The organism is Rhizobium favelukesii (genome assembly GCF_000577275.2).
GTDB classification, from domain to species: domain Bacteria; phylum Pseudomonadota; class Alphaproteobacteria; order Rhizobiales; family Rhizobiaceae; genus Rhizobium; species Rhizobium favelukesii.
This window is the reverse complement of sequence record NZ_HG916852.1, coordinates 13,567-33,606: the sequence shown is the minus strand read 5'-3', so window position 1 is coordinate 33,606 and position 20,040 is coordinate 13,567. Positions and strand designations below refer to the sequence as shown.

Sequence of the window (20,040 nt, the reverse complement as noted above, 5' to 3'; positions counted from 1 at the left end):
ACACACCTTCCCGCCGATTCCCTTCCGAAGTATTGTTTTAACACTCGATTCGTGGCCACGGACGTGTCCGTTTGCTTCGAAAATGGGATGTCTTGTCGTGATGCGGCACATTAAAGGACGGAGACATACCGCGCATGTCGGAAATGATGCACAGCCTGGGCGAACAGGCAGAGGGCGGCACTCACGCTGACTCCTGCCCGCTCTACTCAGGTGAACGGAAACCCGTCGGCTCAAAGGCCACCGCCGAGAAGCCGGGGATGCTCGCTCGCGTGGCGCGGGTCTTTGCCGCCGGCACCGCAATGGCATCGATTGCGCCTCCGGTGTTCGCTCAGGTCGAAGCCGACGCTATCGCGTCCGCGCACCTTTTCACGTCATCGCAGGTTGTCGGCCTCTCCGTTGTTATCGGTGTGATCTCGGCCGCGTTACTTTCGACCCTTTGGGTCGTGCGCCAGCGCGGCAATCTTGAAAGCGAAAGCCGCGAGATCCGCTCGGCTCTCTCCGACGCGCAACAGCGCATTTCGCAATATCAGGCGCTGATTGCGGACAAGAATCGCCGGATCGTCATCTGGGATGGAAATGAGCGCCCTGAGCTGATCGGTCAGCTGCCGGCGGAAACCGGAGCGCCGCAGGATAGCGAGTTCCTTGCCTTCGGGCTGTGGCTGAAGCCGCGCTCTGCGTCCGAACTTGAGCGCGCAATCGACCGCCTGCGTGGGTCAGCTCATAGCTTCGACATGGTCGTTGAAACCCACCGCGAGGAAATCCTTGAAGCGCAGGGCAGGGTTTCCGGCGGCCGTGCATTCGTCCGCTTTGTGGCGCTGAACAATCTTCGAGCCGAGCTTGCCGAGCTTAAGATCGAGCGCGACAGACTGTTGTCCTCAATCTCGGCGTTTCAGAGCATGCTCGATGCAATCGATCTCCCAGCCTGGCAGCGTGATACCGAAGGTCGGCTGACCTGGGCCAACCACGCCTACGGCGAAGCTGTCGAGGCCACCACGCCGGAGCAAGCCATCGACGAGGGGCGGGAATTCCTGACGACAGTTGCCCGCGAACGCATCCGCGCCACGGCCACCACCGAGTCGCCTTTCCACGACAAGATTTCGACCGTAGTGCGCGGCAACCGCACCTTCTTTGACGTTGTCGATGTGAAAGTCCCAGGCGGCTCCGCCGGAATAGCCGTCGATGTTTCAGGCATCGAAGCTGTTCGCGCAGAGCTCGAGCGGACGCTGAAGAGCCACGCCGAGACACTCGATCATCTCGCGACGCCGGTCGCGATCTTCGATGGCGACCGGCGCCTGCAGTTCTACAATCAGGCCTTCGTTTCTCTCTGGAAACTCGATATCGCCTTCCTCGAAAGCCGGCCCGACAATGCTGAACTGTTGGAGCGCCTGCGCGCTGCCAAGAAGCTGCCCGATCAGCTGAACTGGAAATCCTGGAAGGAAACCGCACTTTCGGTCTATCGGGCGCTCGATACCCAGTCGGACCTCTGGCATTTGCCAAACGGCCAGACGCTGCGGGTCTTCGCAACAGCGCATCCGCAAGGCGGCGCCACGTGGGTGTTCGAGAACCTGACCGAGCAGGTCGACCTTGAGACACGCTACAATACGCTTCTCAAGGTTCAGGGCGAGACGATTGACCATCTGTCGGAGGGTGTTGCCGTCTTTGGCCCCGACGGGCGTATTCGCCTCTCGAATCCTGCATTTCGCGCACTCTGGGGAATCACTGAGGCCGAGGCGAAGCCCAGCACGCATATCCGCGCCCTTGGCGAGGCATGCTCTCAGTCCTATGACCGTGCGGACGGATGGAAGACCTTCGCCGAGTTGATCACGAGCTTCGACGACGAGCGACGTTCCAGCCAGGGAACGCTCGAGCTGTTCTCAGGTCTCGTGCTCGACTATGCCGTCATTCCGTTGCCGAATGCACAGACGATGCTGACCTTCGTCAACATGACGGATAGCGTCCGTGCTGAGCGCGCCTTGACGGAAAAGAACGAAGCGCTGCGCAAGGCGGACGAGCTCAAGAATGACTTCGTCCAGCATGTTTCATATGAGCTGCGCTCGCCGCTGACCAACATCATCGGCTTTACCGATCTGCTGCGCACGCCGGGACTCGGACCGCTGAACGACCGGCAGGCGGAATACATCGATCACATCTCGACCTCCTCTTCGGTACTGCTGACGCTGGTCAACGATATCCTCGATCTTGCCACGGTCGACGCCGGCATCATGCGGCTCAATTACTCGCCGATCGATCTTGGCGACTTGCTCGACGACGTATCGATGCAGATTGCAGACAGGCTACAGGAAAGCGGCGTGACGCTGGAGATTACCGCGCCGGCGCATCTGGGCTCGATTGTTGCCGACCCGCAAAGACTGAAACAGATACTGGTGAAGTTGCTTTCCAACGCAGCCAACTTTTCACCGGAAGGCTCGTCAGTCTCGCTCGAATGCCGGCGCGAAGGGACGGATTTCGTCTTCTCCGTCAGCGATCGCGGCCCGGGTATTTCGCAGGACATGATCGCCAACGTGTTCGACCGATTCGCCACCGGTGCAAAGAGTGGGAAGAGGGGCGGCGCCGGACTCGGGCTCTCGATCGTCGACAGCTTCGTCAGTCTTCACCACGGGACGGTCACCATTGACAGTCAGCCAGGCAAGGGCACGATCGTGACCTGCCGGATTCCTTCGGTCGATCTCCCGACGTCCGTCGCAGCCGAATGATGACGGGCACTCCTGTCATTTCTCTCTTCCTGAAGGACGAGGCGGAAACAATCCGCTTTGGTGAAGATCTGGCGCTGGCGCTGAAGCGAGGCGACTGCCTTGCCCTGTCGGGCGACCTCGGTGCCGGGAAATCGTCACTTGCCCGCGCATTCCTGCGCGCGATGGCGGATGACGACGAGCTCGAGGTGCCAAGTCCCACCTTCACCCTGGTGCAAGCCTATGACCTGCGCATACCGGTCGCGCATTTCGACCTTTACCGTCTCGGCGATCCGGCCGAACTGACCGAACTCGGCTTCGACGAAGCGCTCGAGGACGGCATCTGCCTCGTGGAATGGCCCGAGGTGGCCCTCGACGAACTGCCGGCAGACCGGATCGCCCTCAAGTTGGAGCAAGAGGACGCGGGTCGACGTGTGACCATTGCGGCGCCGGAAAAACAGGCGGCCCGAATCCGCCGCGTCCTTGCCATTCGGGCTTTTCTTGACGATGCAGGGTATCCCCGGGCGAAACGTCGTTTCCTGACAGGAGATGCATCTCTTCGCGCCTACGAGGCCGTCTATGCCGATGACGAGAAACGACGGATCCTGATGGATTGGCCGCAGCTGCCGGAAGGGCCGCCGGTCCTGGACGGCAAGCCATATCCGAAGGTCGCGCATATCGCGGAGAATGCCTATCCCTTCGTCGCCATTGCGAATGTGCTCCGACAGGAGGGCTTTGCTGCCCCTGAGGTCTACCAGGTCGACTACGACCGAGGCATTATGCTTCTGGAGGACCTTGGCACCGACGGCGTTCTGGACGCGCAAGGTCAGGCCATCGCCGAGCGTTACCGGGCGAGCGTCGTTTGCTTGGCGCATCTCCACAAGCACGCGATCCCGCAGGACATCCGCGTCACGGATAGCCATGTCCATCACATCCCGGATTTCGACCGGACGGCAATGAAGATGGAAGTGCGCCTCGTTCTAGACTGGCATCTGCCCTGGAAGCGTGGGGGCGTCGCTGCCAGCGATGCCGAGCGCAACGAATACCTCGCCATTTGGGACAGCCTGATCGACGAAATGGAGGCCTCCGAGAAGAACCTTCTCCTTCGCGATTTCCACTCGCCGAACATCATTTGGCGCCAGAGCGAGACCGGTATCGCGCGCGTCGGATTGATCGATTTCCAGGATGCGATGATCGGTCCTACGGCCTATGATCTGGCTTCGATCGTACAGGATGCGCGCGTCACAATCGCCCCCGAACTATTTCAGCAACTGATGGACGACTATCTGTCGCTGCGCAGAGCGGAACGCGACTTCGATGAGGCGCGCTTCCTGAAGAGTTGGGCGATCATGTCGGCACAGCGCAATTGCAAGCTTTCCGGCCTCTGGGTTCGCCTGCTGCAACGAGACGGAAAGCCCGGCTACATGAAGCATATGCCCCGCACGCTGTCCTATCTTTCCGTGGCGCTGCAACACGAAACGCTTGCCCCCTTGCGCGACTGGTGCGTAAGGGCTGGAATAGTGACAAGCGAATCATAATTTTTCGGATCAGATGAGCATCAAGCAAGCCATGATACTCGCTGCGGGTCTTGGAACCCGCATGCGGCCGATCACCGACACCATCCCGAAACCGCTCGTGACGATCGGCGGCAAGGCGATGATCGATTACGCGCTGGATTCACTTGTAGAAGCCGGTGTGGAAAGGGTGGTGGTGAATGTTCATCACCACGCCGACCAGATGCTCGCCCATTTGGCTTCATACAAAGACCTCGAGATTATTATCTCCGACGAACGCGAAAAGCTGATGAACAACGGCGGTGGCCTTGCAAAGGGTCTGAAGCTTCTTGCTCCCGGCAAGGTTTTTGTCACGAATGCCGACCTTTTCTGGATCGGAGAACGTCCAGGTGTTCCGACCAACCTGACACGCTTAGCCGGATTCTTCCGACCGGAAAGGATGGATATGGCCATGCTCTGTGTGAAATTGGAAGATACTACCGGGCACAACGGCAAGAACGATTTCAATATGGCAAAGGATTTCAGGTTGACGCGCTTTGCCGATTCCGGGCCGAGCCCCGTCGTCTACGCCGGCGCCATTGCCATGGACACGTCGTTCCTGGATGACGCTCCGGCCGATCCGTTCAACCTCAATCTCTATTTCGACAAGGCAATCGCCCGCGGGCGGTTGTACGGCACGGTGCTCGAAGGACACTGGCTTACAATCGGCACGCCCGAGGCTATCGGTGAAGCTGAGGAAACGATCCGGCGCTACCGGACGTTTGCATGACGGATGGCCGAGCAGCACTGGCCGAGGGTCTGGACCATCCCCGCAGGGCTTCCCTTCCTGAAGACCCTTGCCGAAAGCCTCTGTGCCGGCAGGCTGACACCGCATTTCCGGTATGACCCCGGCGATCCCCTATCGCTTTCAAAAGTCACGATCTATCTGCCGACAAGGCGTGCCGCACGCGTGCTCCGCTCCGAATTCGTCGACCTTCTTGGTGGGCGATCAGCAATCTTGCCGGTCATCCGCCCGCTTGGTGAAACCGACGACGACAGCGGGTATTTCGACGAAGCCCTGCCAGCGACATTGGATCTTGCGCAGCCGCTCTCAAACACCGCCCGCCTGTTGGAACTCGCGCGCCTTATCCTTGCCTGGCGAAACAGGCTGCCGGAGATCGTGCGCAGCATCCACTCCGATTCGCCGCTCGTCGCACCCGCAAGCCCCGCCGACGCCATTTGGCTTGCCCGCAACCTCGCGGAATTGATCGACGCCATCGAGACTGAGGATCGAGACTGGAGCGAACTGTCCCGCCTGAACGCGAAAGACTATGCGCTCTGGTGGCAGCTGACGGCCGAATTCCTGCAGATCGCCAGCGCCTTCTGGCCGGAGCGACTGAATGAGCTTGGCAAATCGTCGCCAGCAAGGCACCGCAACGCCATCCTTCGTGCCGAAGCAAATCGTCTCGCGACAGTCCCACCGATGGGACCCATCATCATTGCAGGATCGACGGGCTCGGTGCCGGCGACAGCCGACCTGATCGCGGCAGTCGCCAACCTTCGGGAAGGCGTCATCATTCTGCCGGGCCTCGACCTCGGCATGCCGGATGAGCATTGGCGAATGGTAGCGCCGGGCGATCGGAAAGATCAGCCTGCAGATCCGGCGAGCCGCAGCCACTCGCAATACGGCCTCGCTCAGCTGCTGAGGCGACTGAACCTCACCCGCGAGGACGTCGTGCCGCTGGCAGAGCCAGCCGAGGGGTTGCAGCAGCGCAGCCAAATCCTCTCGCATGCGCAGTCGCCAGCCGAAGCCACCAGCGATTGGGGCGCGTGGAAGGCAAGGCTATCCGATGTGGCCATTTCATCGGCATTCGCAGATGTGTCGCTGATCGAGGCGGGCAATGAGCGAGAGGAAGCCACGGCCATCGCAATCGCCCTGCGCTTGGCTCTTGAGCGGCCCGGCAAGGACGGTGAGAGCCGGGCGGCGCTGATAACGCCTGATCGAAATCTAGCGCGCCGCGTGACCACGGAATTATCGCGTTTCGGCATCGTCGCTGATGACTCCGCAGGCACGCCGCTTTCCGCGACGCCACAGGGAACATTGCTGCAACTGCTGCTCGAAGCAACGCTTCGCCCGGGTGATCCCGTCGCGATCGTCGGCTTGCTCAAGCATCCCCTGGCGCGCTTCGGCCTGGAGCGCAGCGTGCTTGTCGCGGCAGTCGCGGCACTCGAGCTGCTGGCGCTGCGGGGTGGCGTCGCCGACGTCGACATCGCCGCGCTAGAACCGCTCCTTGAACAACAATTGTCGGAGCAGGCCCTGGATCGTCACGCGCCGCAATGGCGCAAGGCGCTCCCCGCCGATGCAGTCGATCGCGCGCGGGATCTTGCCCGCCGCGTTGCCGGAGCCACTGAACCGCTTGCATCCGTGCTTGTCCGAAACCTATCCGAGGAGCGAGGACTGACGACCAGCTTAGCACTTTCCGACTGGGCCAGGCGCACGGGGCACGCACTGGAGGCAGTGGCAGGCGACGAGCGTGGTGACCTTGCCGGGCTCTGGTCGGGGGAGGCAGGCGACACTCTGGCGTCAATGCTCGGCGAAGTCATCGAAACCGAAGGACAGATCGATGCCGACGGTCCACAGTGGATCGATATCATCGCAGCGCTGTTGGCCGGCCAGGCGGCAAAACCACGGGCGCTCAGCCATCCAAGACTGTTCATCTTCGGCACGTTGGAAGCGCGCCTCCAGAGCGTAGACACTCTCGTCTTGGGAGGGCTGAACGAAGGATCATGGCCGGGGCAAACATCCAACAACCCTTTCGTTTCTCGCACAATGAAGACGGAGATTGGGCTGGAGCCACCGGAGCGGCGAATCGGCCAGCTGGCTCACGATTTCGAAATGGCCAACGGCACGCGTCACCTCATCTATTCGCGGGCACTCCGGCAAGGTTCGACACCGACCGTTGCATCACGCTGGCTGCAGCGGCTGCTCGCGTTCTGCGGGAAAGAGTTCGAGGCCGAACTCAAGGGCCGCGGCGACAACTTTGTGCATTGGGCAAACCTGATCGACCAAGGTGACCGCCAGGCGCCTGCGCAGCGTCCAAGTCCAACGCCGCCGCTGGAAATGCAGCCGAAGTCGTACTCGTTCAGCGAGGTTGGACGTCTGCGTCGCGACCCTTATGCGATCTATGCGCGGCGCGTTCTCCGCCTCGATCCGGTGGCTCCCTTCAACCGAGACCCCGGCGCCGCAGAGCGGGGAACGCTCTATCACAAGATTATCGACCGCTTCGTGCGTGAAGGCCACATTGCCGGAACACAGGCGGCGGAAGCGGCGATGGAGGTCATTCTGACCGAGCTCTTCGATATGGAGCAACTTCCGGCGCACGTCGATGCCGTCTGGCGTCCGCGCTTTCGGGAGGTTGCCCGTTCGTTTCTCGAGTGGGAGGCGCAACGACAGCCGGGCATTCGAAGAACGCTGACAGAGGTGCGCGGCGGTGTCGAGCTAGAGCCCATCAATGTCCGGCTGAGCGGTGTTGCCGACCGGATCGACATCACGGGAACGGGTATCGCCGACATCATCGACTACAAGACCGGACACAATCCTTCTCCGGCTCAGGCGCGCACCCTCCTCGATCCCCAACTGGCGCTGGAGGCGGCCGCGCTCCACGCGGGCGCTTTCCAGGAGGCGGGCAGTCTCGTTCCGCAGGATCTCCTCTATGTACGTCTGCGGCCGGGAGATCGCTTCAAGGTCGACACCGTCAACGACGAGACATCGACCAGAAACGACAAGGCGAAGTCAGCCATGGACCTGGCCGCGGACTCGATCGATCAACTGGTAAAGTTTGTCTCTCTTCTGCAATCAGGCGAGAAGGGCTTCACCTCGCGGCTTGTGCCGGCACAGCAGTTTGACTTCGGCGGCGACTACGATCATCTAGCGCGCGTTTCCGAATGGTCTGCCGCAGAGAGCGATGAGGCAATCGGCGATGAATGACGAAGCAACACTGCCCGAGGGCGACGATCCCCTCGCCTGGACGAGTTGGACGACCATACAGCAATCGATCGCATCCGATCCGCAACGCTCGGCCTGGGTTTCGGCCAACGCCGGCTCCGGAAAGACGCACGTTCTGACGCAGCGCGTCATTCGGCTGCTGCTGGCCGGGGCTCGCCCGTCAGCAATCCTCTGCCTGACTTATACGAAAGCGGCAGCCTCTGAGATGTCGAATCGCGTGTTCGAGCGGCTGGCCGAGTGGGCCGTCCTGCCCGACGCGGAATTGGAAGAGCGCATCGCGCGAATCGAAGGCAGGGCGCCGGATGCGTCAAAACTTGCGAAAGCGAGACGGCTCTTTGCGAAGGCGCTCGAGACCCCGGGTGGACTGAAGATCCAGACGATCCACGCCTTCTGCGAAGCACTCCTGCACCAGTTTCCGCTGGAAGCGAACGTCGCGGGGCATTTCTCCGTGCTCGACGATCGCGCCGCCGCGACGCTTCTGGCGGATGCACGGCAGTCCCTCCTCACGGCGACGACGCCAGAGGATGATCCGACGCTCGCAGAGGCTTTTGGCTACGTACTCAATCTTGGCGATGAGGCGGGTCTGGAAAATCTTTTGGAAGAAATCATCGCCAATCGCAATGCAATTCGAGCCTTTACGCAAGATTCGGAACGCAAGGGTGGCCTTGATGCCGTGTTGCGGAAGAAACTTCGCCTCTCCGTCAATGACACCACAATTGGAATCACCGCGGAGTATTGGCCGCTCCCTGGTCTGCGTGGCAGTGCACTCGACCGATATTTAGACGTCGCTGACCAGAAGGGTGGCGCCAAGGCACATGATATTGCAGCCGGGTTACGGTCGGCTGCACGCGAACGCGACCATGCGCGCCGTGCGTCGCTGCTCGAGAAGATCTTCCTTACTGTGAAGGGGGATCCAAAGGCCGACTCACAGTTCTTTGTGAAGGCGATGCTAAGCGAAACACCCGAACTCCCAGACGCAGTAGCAACAGCACGAGCGCATGTTGCGTTATGCCGAGATCGGCTGAAGACGGCGCGCATGTACGAGGCCACCCGCGCCGCACTGATGCTCGCCGACCGCCTCAACAAGGACTACGACGACCTCAAGAAGCAACGTAGCCAACTCGACTTCGAGGATCTGATAACGCGAACTGCCGAACTCTTGAACAAGAGCGACGTTGGCCCGTGGATCCACTACAAACTCGATCAGGGCATCGACCATATTCTCGTCGACGAGGCGCAGGATACGAGCCCGATCCAGTGGAGTGTCATCCAGTCGCTGGCTGGGGATTTCTTTTCGGGCGAAAGCGCCCGCAATGCGGTGCGGACCCTTTTTGCCGTTGGAGACGAAAAGCAATCCATCTATTCGTTCCAGGGCGCCCGTCCCGAACGCTTTTCGGAAGAAAGCCAGCGGACGCGCCGGCGCGTCGCCCAGAGCGGGCTTGCCTTCTCGACTGTGCGGTTACCACTCTCGTTCCGATCGACCTCGGATGTCCTAGCGGCCGTCGACCATATCTTCACGCCCGCCGAGAATGCCCGTGGACTGAGCGCGACAGGCGAGCCCGTGGTTCACCGTTCCAATCGCATTGGGCATCCCGGAGCCGTTGATCTCTGGGAGATGGTGGCGCCCGAGGCAATAATAAAGGACGAAGACTGGACCGCACCTTTTGACGCCACGCCGGAGAGTGCGCCCGCGTCCATTCTCGCGCGTCGCATTGCCCACACGATCGGCGATCTGGTCGGCAAGGAAACGATCGTGGAGAAGGGTAAGGAGCGCCTGATCGAAGCCGGCGATATCCTCGTGCTTGTGCGCAAGCGCGACGCCTTCGTTAACGCTCTGACGCGCGCCCTGAAGCGACGCGGCGACATAGCGGTTGCCGGCGCCGACCGCCTGCGCCTGACGAGCCACATCGCAGTGCAGGACCTGGTGGCGCTCGGCCGCTTTCTGCTGTTGCCCGAGGATGACCTCTCCTTGGCTGCGCTCATGAAGAGCCCACTACTCGATCTGAGTGAAGACGACGTGTTCGCAGTTGCCGCCCTTCGTACGGAGGGCGAGAGTGCCTGGGCTCACCTGCAGAAGTTCGCCGCAGACGGCAATGTGCGCTTCGAAACGGCCGTCTCACGCCTCAAGCTCTTCCTGGACGAATCCAAGACGCTGTCGGTTCACGACTTCTATGCCCGCGTTCTGGGGTGCCATGGCGGCCGACGACAGTTCCTTGGCCGGCTCGGAACCGAGGTCAGCGATATCCTCGACGAATTCCTGACTTTCGCGCTCGACCATGAAAGCTCGGGCCTGCCTGGATTGCAGTCGTTCATTTCGACGCTTGAGATCGAAGCACCGGAGGTAAAACGCGAGCAGGACAAGGGACGCAACGAAGTCCGGATCATGACCGTCCACGCGTCAAAGGGTCTGGAGGCGCCGATCGTGTTCCTGGTCGACGGCGGGTCCAAGGCCTTCACGCATTCGCATATGCCGAAGCTTCGGCTGCTTGAGCAGGAGCCCGGCGAACCAAACATGCCCGCATGGGTTCCGCTCGGCGATCTCAGCAACTCCCTCACCCAGGCCGATGCGACGCGCATCCAGTTGCTGGCGGAACAGGAGTATCGGCGGTTACTCTATGTCGGGATGACCCGGGCCGCCGACCGGCTAACCGTTTGCGGCTACAGAGGCATCCGGCCGAACACCGACACCTGGCATGCGATGATTTCCGCTGCGATGACGGACAGCCATCCGCATGTGTCGGCTGCGACATTTTCCGGGCCGGACGGTACCTGGACTGGGATCAAATGGCGGGTTCCACGGATCGAGCGCAGTTTTGAGCGTCTTGGACGCACGGAACAGACTTCCAGGCAAGAGTCCATCCCACCCAGCCTCGGCAGGGCGCTGCCGCCGCGCAAGCAGCTACCTCGCCCGCTTAGCCCATCCGGTGTCGGAACGATCGTTGATGACGGCGCAGATGACCTCCTTGTCGCCTCTCCGCTTTTCGCCGAAAGGGACAAGGCGGATCGCTCGCTGCAAAAGGGTCGGCTTCTCCACCGCATGCTGCAGACGCTGCCGGATGTTGCGCGCGGCGCACAGGCGGATGCGGCCGTGCGCTATGCCAAGCGTGCCGCGTCGTTCTGGCCGGAAGCGGAGCGGCAGCAACTCATCGATTCGGTATTGAGACTACTGCGAGACCCGAGCCTTGTATCCGTGTTCTCAACCCATGCACAGGCGGAAGTCTCCGTCATGGGCACGCTGACGATCGGCGGAGTCGACCACGCCGTTTCGGGCCGTGTCGATAGAATGGCAGTCTTCGACGATCGCGTTGTTGTACTCGACTATAAGACCAATCGTGTCCCGCCGCAGACGGCAGAGGGCATCCCTTTTGCCCACAAGGCGCAGCTAGCCATCTATCGTGAAATCCTGACGCCGCTCTACCCCGGCAAGCGTGTCGATTGCGTCCTCGTCTACACGGAAAGCGGCTTCGTTCACACGCTGACGCCGGACGCATTGGCGTCGGCGCTTGCGCAACTCGAGACAAAGTGAAATACCGGGCATTGAAATTCCCGCACCGCACGCTCACATGTGTTTCAACAGGAATCCGTAAAGGAGCAGCCTATGGCTACCGTAAAAGTCGATATCAACAACTTCCAGTCGGAAGTTCTGGAATCCGCAGAACCCGTCGTCGTCGATTTCTGGGCTGAATGGTGCGGCCCGTGCAAGATGATCGCCCCCAGCCTCGAAGAACTCGCCGTCGAGTTTCAGGGCAAGGTGAAAGTCGCCAAGCTCAATATCGATGAGAACCCGGAACTTGCCGCCCAGTTTGGCGTCCGTTCCATCCCGACACTTGCCATATTTAAGGCCGGCGAAGTTGCTGACATCAAGGTTGGCGCTGCCCCGAAGACCGCTCTTTCGAGCTGGATCTCAAGCGCCGCTTAATTTACCCATAAGCAGATACGAAGAAGCCCGGCATTGACCGGGCTTTTTTCATTTCGGGGGCGTGCCATTGTCGGCAAGCACATCGCCGACGAGATAGAGAGAGCCACCTACCAGGATGCGCGGCGGATGGGCCTGTTCAAAAGCACCCTCCTTGATTGCCTCCAACGCTTCGCTGACAGTCGACATCGGTTCTGCGACGAGGCCCGCATCATAGGCAGCGTTTGCCAGGATGACCGGGTCGATCATCGCGTCGCTGCCGCGAATCGGTACGCAATAGACCTTCTCTGCCAATCCCTTGAAAGCCTTGAAGTAGCCAACCGGATCCTTGGTGTTGATCATGCCTATAATCAGGAAGAGTGGCCGCGGCTGCTTTTCTTCGAAATTCGCCATGGCTTCGGCGATGACTTCGCCGGCACCGGGGTTATGGCCGCCATCGACCCAGATTTCCGCCTTGGCCGGCGCATTGGCCATTAGATGCCCGTCGTTCAGACGCTGAAGGCGGCCCGGCCACTCGACTGACAGCAGCGCCTTTTCCATCATCGTATCGGTCACCGTGAAGCCCGCAGCCTTGACGGCACGGATCGCCGCTGCGGCATTGGCATATTGGTGGCGGCCCGGAAGCCGCGGTAACGGCAGGTCGGCGAGACCGAACTCGTCCTGATAGACGAGGCGCCCATATTCCTCGTGCGCCATATAATCCTGACCGAACACGGCCGTCGGGCAGTTCAGCCGTTCAGCGGTCGACATTAGAACGTCGAGCGCAGCATCATATTCCTGCTTGCCGATGACAACGGGGTGCCCGCGCTTCATGATGCCGGCCTTTTCGGCCGCGATCAGTTCGACCCGATCCCCGAGATAGGGCTGGTGGTCCAAAGAGATCGGCATGATGACCGAGACGGCGGGATCGGAAATGACGTTCGTCGCATCGAAACGTCCGCCGAGGCCAACCTCGATGATAGCGGCATCGGCGGGATGCTCTGAAAACAGAATGAAGGTGACAGCCGTCAGGATCTCGAAAACAGTGATCTTCTGCCCGTCATTGGCGGCCGCGACGCGACGCACCGCCTCGGCGAAAACGGCATCATCCACCAGCTGCCCGCGGCCGCCCTTGACGCCGATTCGGTAGCGTTCATGCCAATTTACGAGATGCGGAGAGGTATGGACATGAGCGCTGTAACCGCCAGCCTCCAGCAAGGCCCGGCAAAAGGCTGTCACAGAGCCCTTGCCGTTTGTGCCCGCCACATGAATGACGGGCGGCAGCTTCTTCTGCGGATCGCCGAGGATGGAAAGGAGCCGGGTGATGCGATCCAGGGACAGATCGAAGCCCTTGGGATGCAATCCCATGAGCTTGTCGATTTCCTGCGCTGCTTCACTCACTGCGGCCTGGCCCCTGGGTATCATCGCTCAACCCGCCTGTGACGGTTTCTGTCAGGCGCTAGCGGCTATCGCAAGCGTCCCGCTGTTTTCCTTGGAGAGGTACGCCGCAGGCTTCTTCGTCAGGATTTTCAGGACACGTGCCAGCGTATCCGGAATATCGTGGCGTTTGACCACCATATCGACCATACCGTGCTCCAGCAGGTATTCCGACGTCTGGAAGCCTTCCGGCAGCTTTTCGCGGATCGTCTGCTCGATGACGCGCTTGCCGGCAAAGCAGATTTCCGCGCCGGGCTCGGCCAGATGCAGGTCGCCGAGCATCGCGTAGGATGCCGTGACACCGCCAGTGGTCGGGTTTGTCAGCACAACGATGTAAGGCTGCCCCGCCTCCTTCAGCATGTCGACGGCAACGGTCGTGCGCGGCAGCTGCATGAGCGACAGGATGCCTTCCTGCATGCGAGCGCCACCCGAAGCCGGGAACATGACCAGCGGGCACTTCTCGGCGATGGCGCGCTCGAATGCCTTGACAATCGCCTCGCCGGCGGCAATGCCGAGCGAACCGCCCATGAAGTTGAACTCATGTACGACAGCGACGAGCTTCAGACCGCGAACCTTGCCGACACCGGCCACGATCGTGTCTTCCTGGTCGGTCTTGATGCGGCTGTCGCGAAGGCGATCCGTATACTTCTTGGAATCGCGAAACCTCAACGGGTCCTGCGCGACCTTCGGCTGTACGAGCGCTTCATAAGCGCCGTCATCGAAAAGATCGGCAAGTCGTGCCTTCGCGGGCATCTTCATGTGATAGCCCGAGGCCGGGATGACCCACTTGTTGTCTTCCAGATCCTTATGGAAGACCATCTCGCCCGTTTCCGGGCACTTGATCCAGAGGTTCTCCGGCACTTCGCGGCGGCCCAGCATGGAATTGATGCGGGGGCGGACGTAGTTGGTGATCCAGTTCAAGTCGAAAACTCCTGATTGACTGTTGTCAATGTGGGGAAACTATTCGGCAGCAACAAGGCGCGCCGAACGTGTGCCCGTTGACAGTCCACGAACGAGCGTGGCGACGGCCTGAACGGTATCGGCGGTTGCCTTCCCGTCCTTGGTGAGGCTCGTTGCCACCTGATTGACGATTGCAGTACCGACAACAACACCATCGGCCGAGCTGCCGATGACCTTTGCGTGGTCGGCGGTCTTGACCCCGAAACCGACGCAGACGGGCAGCTTGGTGTGCTCCTTGATGCGCTTGACGGCACCCGACACGAGAGAGGGGTCGGGCAGGGCCGAGCCGGTGATGCCATTCATCGAGACGTAATAGACGAAGCCGGAGGTGTTCCGCAGAACGGTCGGCAGACGCTTTTCGTCGGTCGTCGGGGTCGCCAGACGAATGAAATTGATCCCCTTCTTGAGGGCTGGGATGCAAAGTTCGTCATCCATTTCCGGCGGAAGGTCGACCACAATGAGCCCGTCGATGCCGGCCGCCAGCGCGTCGTCCAGGAACTTGTCCACGCCGTAGATGTAGATCGGGTTGTAGTACCCCATCATCACGATCGGCGTGGCGTCGTCGGTCTTACGGAAATCGGCGGCAAGCTGCAGCGTCTTCTTCAGCGTCTGGCCGCCCTTGAGAGCACGCTGGCCTGCCATCTGGATCGCTGGACCGTCGGCCATCGGATCGGAGAACGGCATGCCGAGTTCGATAACGTCGGAACCGGCCTCCGGCAGAGCCTTCATGATGCCGAGCGAGGTTTCGTAGTCCGGATCACCGCCCATGAAATAGGTGACGAGTGCCGGTCGGCCTTCCGCCTTCAGATCGGCGAAGCGTTTATCCATACGTGCGGTCATGACTTACTCACCCATTCCCAGAATCTTGCCGACAGTGAAGATGTCCTTGTCGCCGCGGCCGGAGAGGTTCATCAGGATGATCTCGTCCTTGCCCATCTTCGGGGCCCGCTTGATGACTTCGGCCAGAGCGTGCGACGGCTCCAGCGCCGGAATGATGCCTTCAAGGCGGGTGAGCGTCTGGAAGGCTTCGAGTGCCTCATGGTCCATGATCGGCACGTATTCGACGCGGCCGATGTCGTTCAGGTAGGAATGCTCGGGGCCGATGCCGGGATAGTCGAGACCCGCGGAAATCGAATGGCCCTCCTTGATCTGGCCGTCGCCATCCTGCAACAGGTAAGTGCGATTGCCATGCAGGACACCAGGCGAGCCTGCCGTGATCGAGGCGCAGTGCTCGTCGCCATTGAGGCCCTTGCCGCCGGCTTCGACACCGACGATCTCGACGCCCGCGTCATCGAGGAACGGATGGAAAATGCCGATCGCGTTTGAACCGCCGCCGACGGCAGCGATGATGAGATCCGGCAGGCGCCCTTCGGCTTCCAAGATTTGCTCACGGGCTTCGGTGCCGATGACGGCCTGGAAGTCGCGGACCATTTCCGGGTAGGGATGCGGGCCGGCGGCCGTGCCGATCAAGTAGTAAGTGTCGTCGACGTTCGTGACCCAGTCGCGTAGCGCCTCGTTCATGGCGTCCTTGAGCGTGCCGTGGCCGGCAGTCACGGGCTTCACTTCGGCACCGAGCAGCTTCATGCGGAACACGTTCGGCGCCTGGCGCTCGACATCGGTTGCGCCCATGTAAACGACGCAGGGAAGACCGAAACGGGCAGCGACCGTCGCAGATGCAACGCCATGCTGGCCGGCACCGGTTTCAGCGATGATCCGGGTCTTGCCCATGCGCTTGGCAAGCAGGATCTGGCCGATGCAATTGTTGATCTTGTGCGAACCGGTATGGTTCAGCTCCTCGCGCTTGAAGTAGATCTTCGCGCCACCGAGTTCAGCCGTCAGGCGCTCGGCGAAATAGAGCGGGCTCGGGCGGCCGATATAGTGAGCGCCGAGATGCTTCAGTTCAGCCTGAAATTCCGGATCATTCTTCGCCTTGTTCCACTCGTCCTGTAGGTCGAGGATCAAAGGCATCAGCGTCTCGGCGACGAAACGGCCGCCGTAGATACCGAAACGGCCGTCTTCATCAGGGCCGGAGCGGAAGGAATTCGGTTTTGGCGTCTGGTTCACTCTCAACTCCCTGAGGCCGTTTCGGGTTGATTGGCCCTCTCGACCGCATCGAAAAACTCATCGATCATTGCGACGTTCTTGACGCCGGGTGCGCTTTCGACACCGGAGGACGCATCGATCCCCGGCGCCTTCGTAATGGCAAGCGCCTCGGCAATGTTACCTTTGTTCAAGCCACCGGAAAGCATGTAATCCACATTGTCGTCAAGCCAAGTGAGCAGGCTCCAATCGAAGGAAACGCCGTTGCCACCGGGCAAATCCGATCCTTTCGGCGGCCTCGCATCGAAGAGGAAGCGATCGGCGACGCCGATATAGGCCTCGACCGGCTTCAGATCATCGGCTGTCCGCACAGAAAATGCCTTCATCACAGGTAGCCCGTAGACCGCCTTTATGGTCAAAACGCGCTCCGGGCTTTCGTCGCCATGCAACTGCAAGATATCGGGCTTCAACAGCGCCACGATCTCATCGAGATCGTCGTTGGTCGGGTTGACGACGACGGCAACGATCTTTGCCTTGCCGCGGGCCGGCTCCGCAAGCTTGCCGGCAATGTCGGGCTCGACGTAGCGAGGGCTCTTCTCAAAGAAGATGAAGCCGATATGCGTGGCACCCCGCGCCAGGGCGCGATCGATTGTTTCAGCCGTCTTCAGCCCGCAGATTTTGATATCCGGTTTCATGGCAGCGAAGTGACACGAAATGCGCTTGGAGTCGAGGCAAATCGCGACAAAAGCCGAATTTTGCGCGGCTTCGATCACTCGAAATCGATGGCGTGCAGCTGGCTGCCGTGGCGCTTCAACCAGGCCTTCGCCTCTTCCATGTGAGGGCAGAGCTTCTTGCAGAGCGCCCAGAAGCGTGGTCCGTGGTTCATCTCCTTGAGATGCGCGACTTCATGTGCCGCAAGATAGTCGACGACGGACGGTGGCGCCATCACGATGCGCCAGGAAAAGCTCAGGTTTCCCTCAGACGAGCAGGAACCCCATCGACTGCGGGTATCCTTCATGGCGATCGACCTGATCGGTGCACTGATCGAGCGAGCATGCAGTGTTGCCACTTTCTCGAGATCGGCTCGCGCTTCCTTCTTCAGGAACGTGGCAATCCGGCGCCCGAGATGCTCAGGCATGCCGCTGACCTTCAACACCGGCTTGCCATCAACAACGATCGCTTCCGTCAGCCCGCGAAGGCTGCCGGTGTGGTGAATGCGATGAGATGCGCCACGAAATAGTATGGTGCCACCGTCCCGCAGGCCACTGTCGCTCGAGAATTTGGCAAGTTTGGTGAGCAGCCAGCCCTGATGGCGGTCGAGGAAGGCGTTCACTTCACGTTGCGCCAACCCACTCGGGATCGTCATTTTCAGGCCCCGGCCGCCTGGTTCAATCCGCAGGGTGATGCGGGTCGCTCGCTCGTGCTGCTTAATCGTAAGCGGCATCAGGCGCCCCGCCACATCAAGCGTTCGCGTCTCGGGCGGAGCCGGTTTTCGAACGCTACGGCGTGAATTTGCGAGGAGCGGGAACATGGGTATTTTCTATATGATTCGCCGGAATTCTTTGCAAAGAAAAGCCGGCATCGAGGATGCCGGTTCAAGTTCCAGTGCTGAACAGTCCTGGGGATCACGGAGTCTGGTATTCTGCTACCGGACCGTTGTCGTCGCGCTTGGCGTTCTTGCGATCGCGCATGAAGCGGTCGAACTCTTCCTGATCCTTAGCGCGGCGCAGTTCGCGTACGTAGGAATCGAATTCCTCGCGCATCTCATCAAGCTTGCGACGCTCTTCTTCCAGCCGGTCGAGCTCGGCCTTCCGCCAATCGTCGAAGGCGACATTGCCCGTCGGGAAATGAGGGCGATAACGGCCATGCGAACGTCGGCAGCCGGCAAAGAATCCATCGGCGGTGCTGTTTGCGTCACGCTTGAAACCGCGCAAACGCTCCCCAAAGATGATGTAGGCGAGCATGGCGAGACCCAGAGGCCAGAAAACCACGAAGCCGAGGATCATCAGGGCAATGGTAGCCGGAGTCCAATCCGGCCGAAGCAATGCTGACTGGTTCATCGTGCGGTGTCCTCGCATTTTCCGCGCCCGGCGAGATGCCGAACGCTGGAATCGATGTGGTTACACCCCCAGCCTGCTTCAAGGCAGTCTGCGCCCAAATCGGACAACACCTTGAAATGAAATCACTAATTCAGACGCGCCTAAATCAGCCGGACTTTCCGCCCTTGATAACCCTCTTTACCACAGGCTTTCCCGTCCGCGCATGTTCCCTCACGAAGTTGACGATGCGCGGCGCGATTTCGCGACGGAAGCGCGATCCGTTGAAGACGCCATAGTGGCCGACATCGGGCTGCAGGTAATGCATGCGCATGTTCTCGGGAATGTTGACGCAGATCGTCTGAGCGGCCTTTGTCTGGCCGACGCCGGAGATATCGTCGTTCTCCCCTTCCACAGTGAGAAGTGCCACATTGCGGATCGCAGCGGGGTCGACAAGCTTACCACGGTGGAACAGCTCACCCTTCGGCAGCGCGTGCTTGATGAAGACTTGATCGACCGTCTGCAAATAGAATTCGGCGGTCAGATCCATGACCGCGAGATATTCGTCGTAGAAGTCGCGGTGTTTCTCGGCCGGCTCGCCGTCGTTCTTCACCAGATGCATGAAGAATTCCTTGTGGGCGATCACGTGCCGATCGAGGTTCATCGACATGAAGCCGGATAACTGCAGGAACCCGGGATAGACCGGACGCATGAAGCCCGGCTGCGGCCACGGCACATTCATGATCACATTATCGGCAAACCACTCCAGCGACCGTTCCTTGGCGAGCTGGTTTACGGCCGTCGGGTTGATGCGCGTGTCGATCGGCCCACCCATCAGCGTCATCGACGAGGGCGAGAACGGGTCGTTTTCCGCCTCCATGACGGCAGCGGCGGCCAGGACCGGCACGGAGGGCTGACAGACGGCAATGACATGTGTATCCGGACCGAGGAAGCGGAGCATCTCGATGACATAGTCGACGTAATCGTCGAAATCGAAGGTGCCTTCCGTCATCGGCACCATGCGCGCATCTATCCAGTCCGTGATGTAGATGTCGGCGCTAGGCAACAGCGCTTCGACTGTACCGCGCAGCAGCGTCGCATAGTGACCGGACATCGGCGCAACGATGAGAATGCGCGGGTCGGTCGCATGGCCGCTTGGAACATTGCGCGCGAAATGGAGTAGATTGCAGAAGGCGCGTGACCACACGATCTCTTCCCGCACGGCAACCTTTCGGTCGCCGATGACGGTGTCGTTCAGATCAAACGACGGCTTGCCGTAACGGCGGGTCGTGCGCTCGAACATTTCGAGACTTGCCGCCATCGTGCGCCCCCAGGGCGTCTGGGAAATCGGATTGAGCGGATTGGCATAGACCATGCGCATGATATCGGCGAAAGCACGATAAGGCGCCAATGCGGCATGGTTCAATTCATAAAGCTGGTAAAACATGAGATGCGCCACCTTTCTCTAATCTGGAAGACGACG

At 60.5% G+C, this 20,040-nt stretch carries 14 protein-coding genes; 6 read left to right on the top strand and 8 right to left on the bottom strand.

What is annotated here, in order from left to right; translation table 11 throughout:
* Positions 1 to 134: 134 nt before the first annotated feature.
* From LPU83_RS38405 to trxA, 6 genes are all read left to right on the top strand, one after another.
* Entirely contained in the window at positions 135 to 2,714 is a 2,580-nt protein-coding gene (locus tag LPU83_RS38405; protein WP_024313183.1) for a PAS domain-containing sensor histidine kinase, read from the top strand.
* Positions 2,714 to 4,228 (top strand): tRNA (adenosine(37)-N6)-threonylcarbamoyltransferase complex ATPase subunit type 1 TsaE, encoded by a 1,515-nt coding sequence (gene tsaE, locus LPU83_RS38400; protein ID WP_024313184.1) that lies wholly within the window; start codon positions 2,714 to 2,716, stop codon positions 4,226 to 4,228. Before LPU83_RS38405 ends, tsaE begins: the two co-directional genes overlap by 1 nt.
* Positions 4,229 to 4,241: 13 nt before the next feature.
* Positions 4,242 to 4,973 (top strand): nucleotidyltransferase family protein, encoded by a 732-nt coding sequence (locus tag LPU83_RS38395; protein WP_024313185.1) that lies wholly within the window; start codon positions 4,242 to 4,244, stop codon positions 4,971 to 4,973.
* 3 nt (positions 4,974 to 4,976) lie between these two features.
* Positions 4,977 to 8,171, top strand: coding sequence for a double-strand break repair protein AddB (gene addB, locus LPU83_RS38390; RefSeq protein ID WP_024313186.1), 3,195 nt, complete (start codon positions 4,977 to 4,979; stop codon positions 8,169 to 8,171).
* Complete coding sequence (gene addA, locus LPU83_RS38385) at positions 8,164 to 11,715, top strand: double-strand break repair helicase AddA (protein WP_024313187.1); 3,552 nt, start codon at positions 8,164 to 8,166, stop codon at positions 11,713 to 11,715. The genes addB and addA overlap by 8 nt, the downstream gene beginning before the upstream one ends.
* Positions 11,716 to 11,787: 72 nt before the next feature.
* The gene (gene trxA / locus LPU83_RS38380) at positions 11,788 to 12,108 is read left to right on the top strand and encodes a thioredoxin (protein ID WP_024313188.1); all 321 of its coding nucleotides are present in this window, start codon (positions 11,788 to 11,790) and stop codon (positions 12,106 to 12,108) included.
* Between the two features lie 48 nt (positions 12,109 to 12,156).
* Here trxA and LPU83_RS38375 read toward each other — a convergent pair whose 3' ends face one another.
* From LPU83_RS38375 to LPU83_RS38340, 8 genes are all read right to left on the bottom strand, one after another.
* On the bottom strand, positions 12,157 to 13,509 hold the full coding sequence (locus LPU83_RS38375) for a bifunctional folylpolyglutamate synthase/dihydrofolate synthase (protein WP_024313189.1): 1,353 nt from the start codon (positions 13,507 to 13,509) through the stop codon (positions 12,157 to 12,159).
* A 27-nt stretch (positions 13,510 to 13,536) separates the two neighbouring features.
* Entirely contained in the window at positions 13,537 to 14,442 is a 906-nt protein-coding gene (gene accD / locus LPU83_RS38370) for an acetyl-CoA carboxylase, carboxyltransferase subunit beta (protein WP_024313190.1), read from the bottom strand.
* Positions 14,443 to 14,481: 39 nt separating this feature from the next.
* Complete coding sequence (trpA, locus tag LPU83_RS38365; RefSeq protein WP_024313191.1) at positions 14,482 to 15,321, bottom strand: tryptophan synthase subunit alpha; 840 nt, start codon at positions 15,319 to 15,321, stop codon at positions 14,482 to 14,484.
* Positions 15,322 to 15,324: 3 nt separating this feature from the next.
* Positions 15,325 to 16,545 carry a tryptophan synthase subunit beta gene (gene trpB / locus LPU83_RS38360; protein WP_024313192.1) on the bottom strand — a complete coding sequence of 407 codons (1,221 nt, stop codon included), beginning with the start codon at positions 16,543 to 16,545 and terminating at the stop codon, positions 15,325 to 15,327.
* A gap of 2 nt (positions 16,546 to 16,547) precedes the next feature.
* Positions 16,548 to 17,216 (bottom strand): phosphoribosylanthranilate isomerase, encoded by a 669-nt coding sequence (locus LPU83_RS38355; protein WP_024313193.1) that lies wholly within the window; start codon positions 17,214 to 17,216, stop codon positions 16,548 to 16,550.
* A 74-nt stretch (positions 17,217 to 17,290) separates the two neighbouring features.
* Positions 17,291 to 18,052, bottom strand: a complete 762-nt coding sequence (locus LPU83_RS38350; RefSeq protein ID WP_024313194.1) for a M48 family metallopeptidase — start codon at positions 18,050 to 18,052, stop codon at positions 17,291 to 17,293.
* 94 nt (positions 18,053 to 18,146) lie between these two features.
* Complete coding sequence (locus tag LPU83_RS38345; protein WP_024313195.1) at positions 18,147 to 18,581, bottom strand: DUF2852 domain-containing protein; 435 nt, start codon at positions 18,579 to 18,581, stop codon at positions 18,147 to 18,149.
* A gap of 145 nt (positions 18,582 to 18,726) precedes the next feature.
* Positions 18,727 to 20,004 (bottom strand): polyhydroxyalkanoate depolymerase, encoded by a 1,278-nt coding sequence (locus LPU83_RS38340; protein ID WP_024313196.1) that lies wholly within the window; start codon positions 20,002 to 20,004, stop codon positions 18,727 to 18,729.
* Between the last annotated feature and the right edge of the window lie 36 nt (positions 20,005 to 20,040).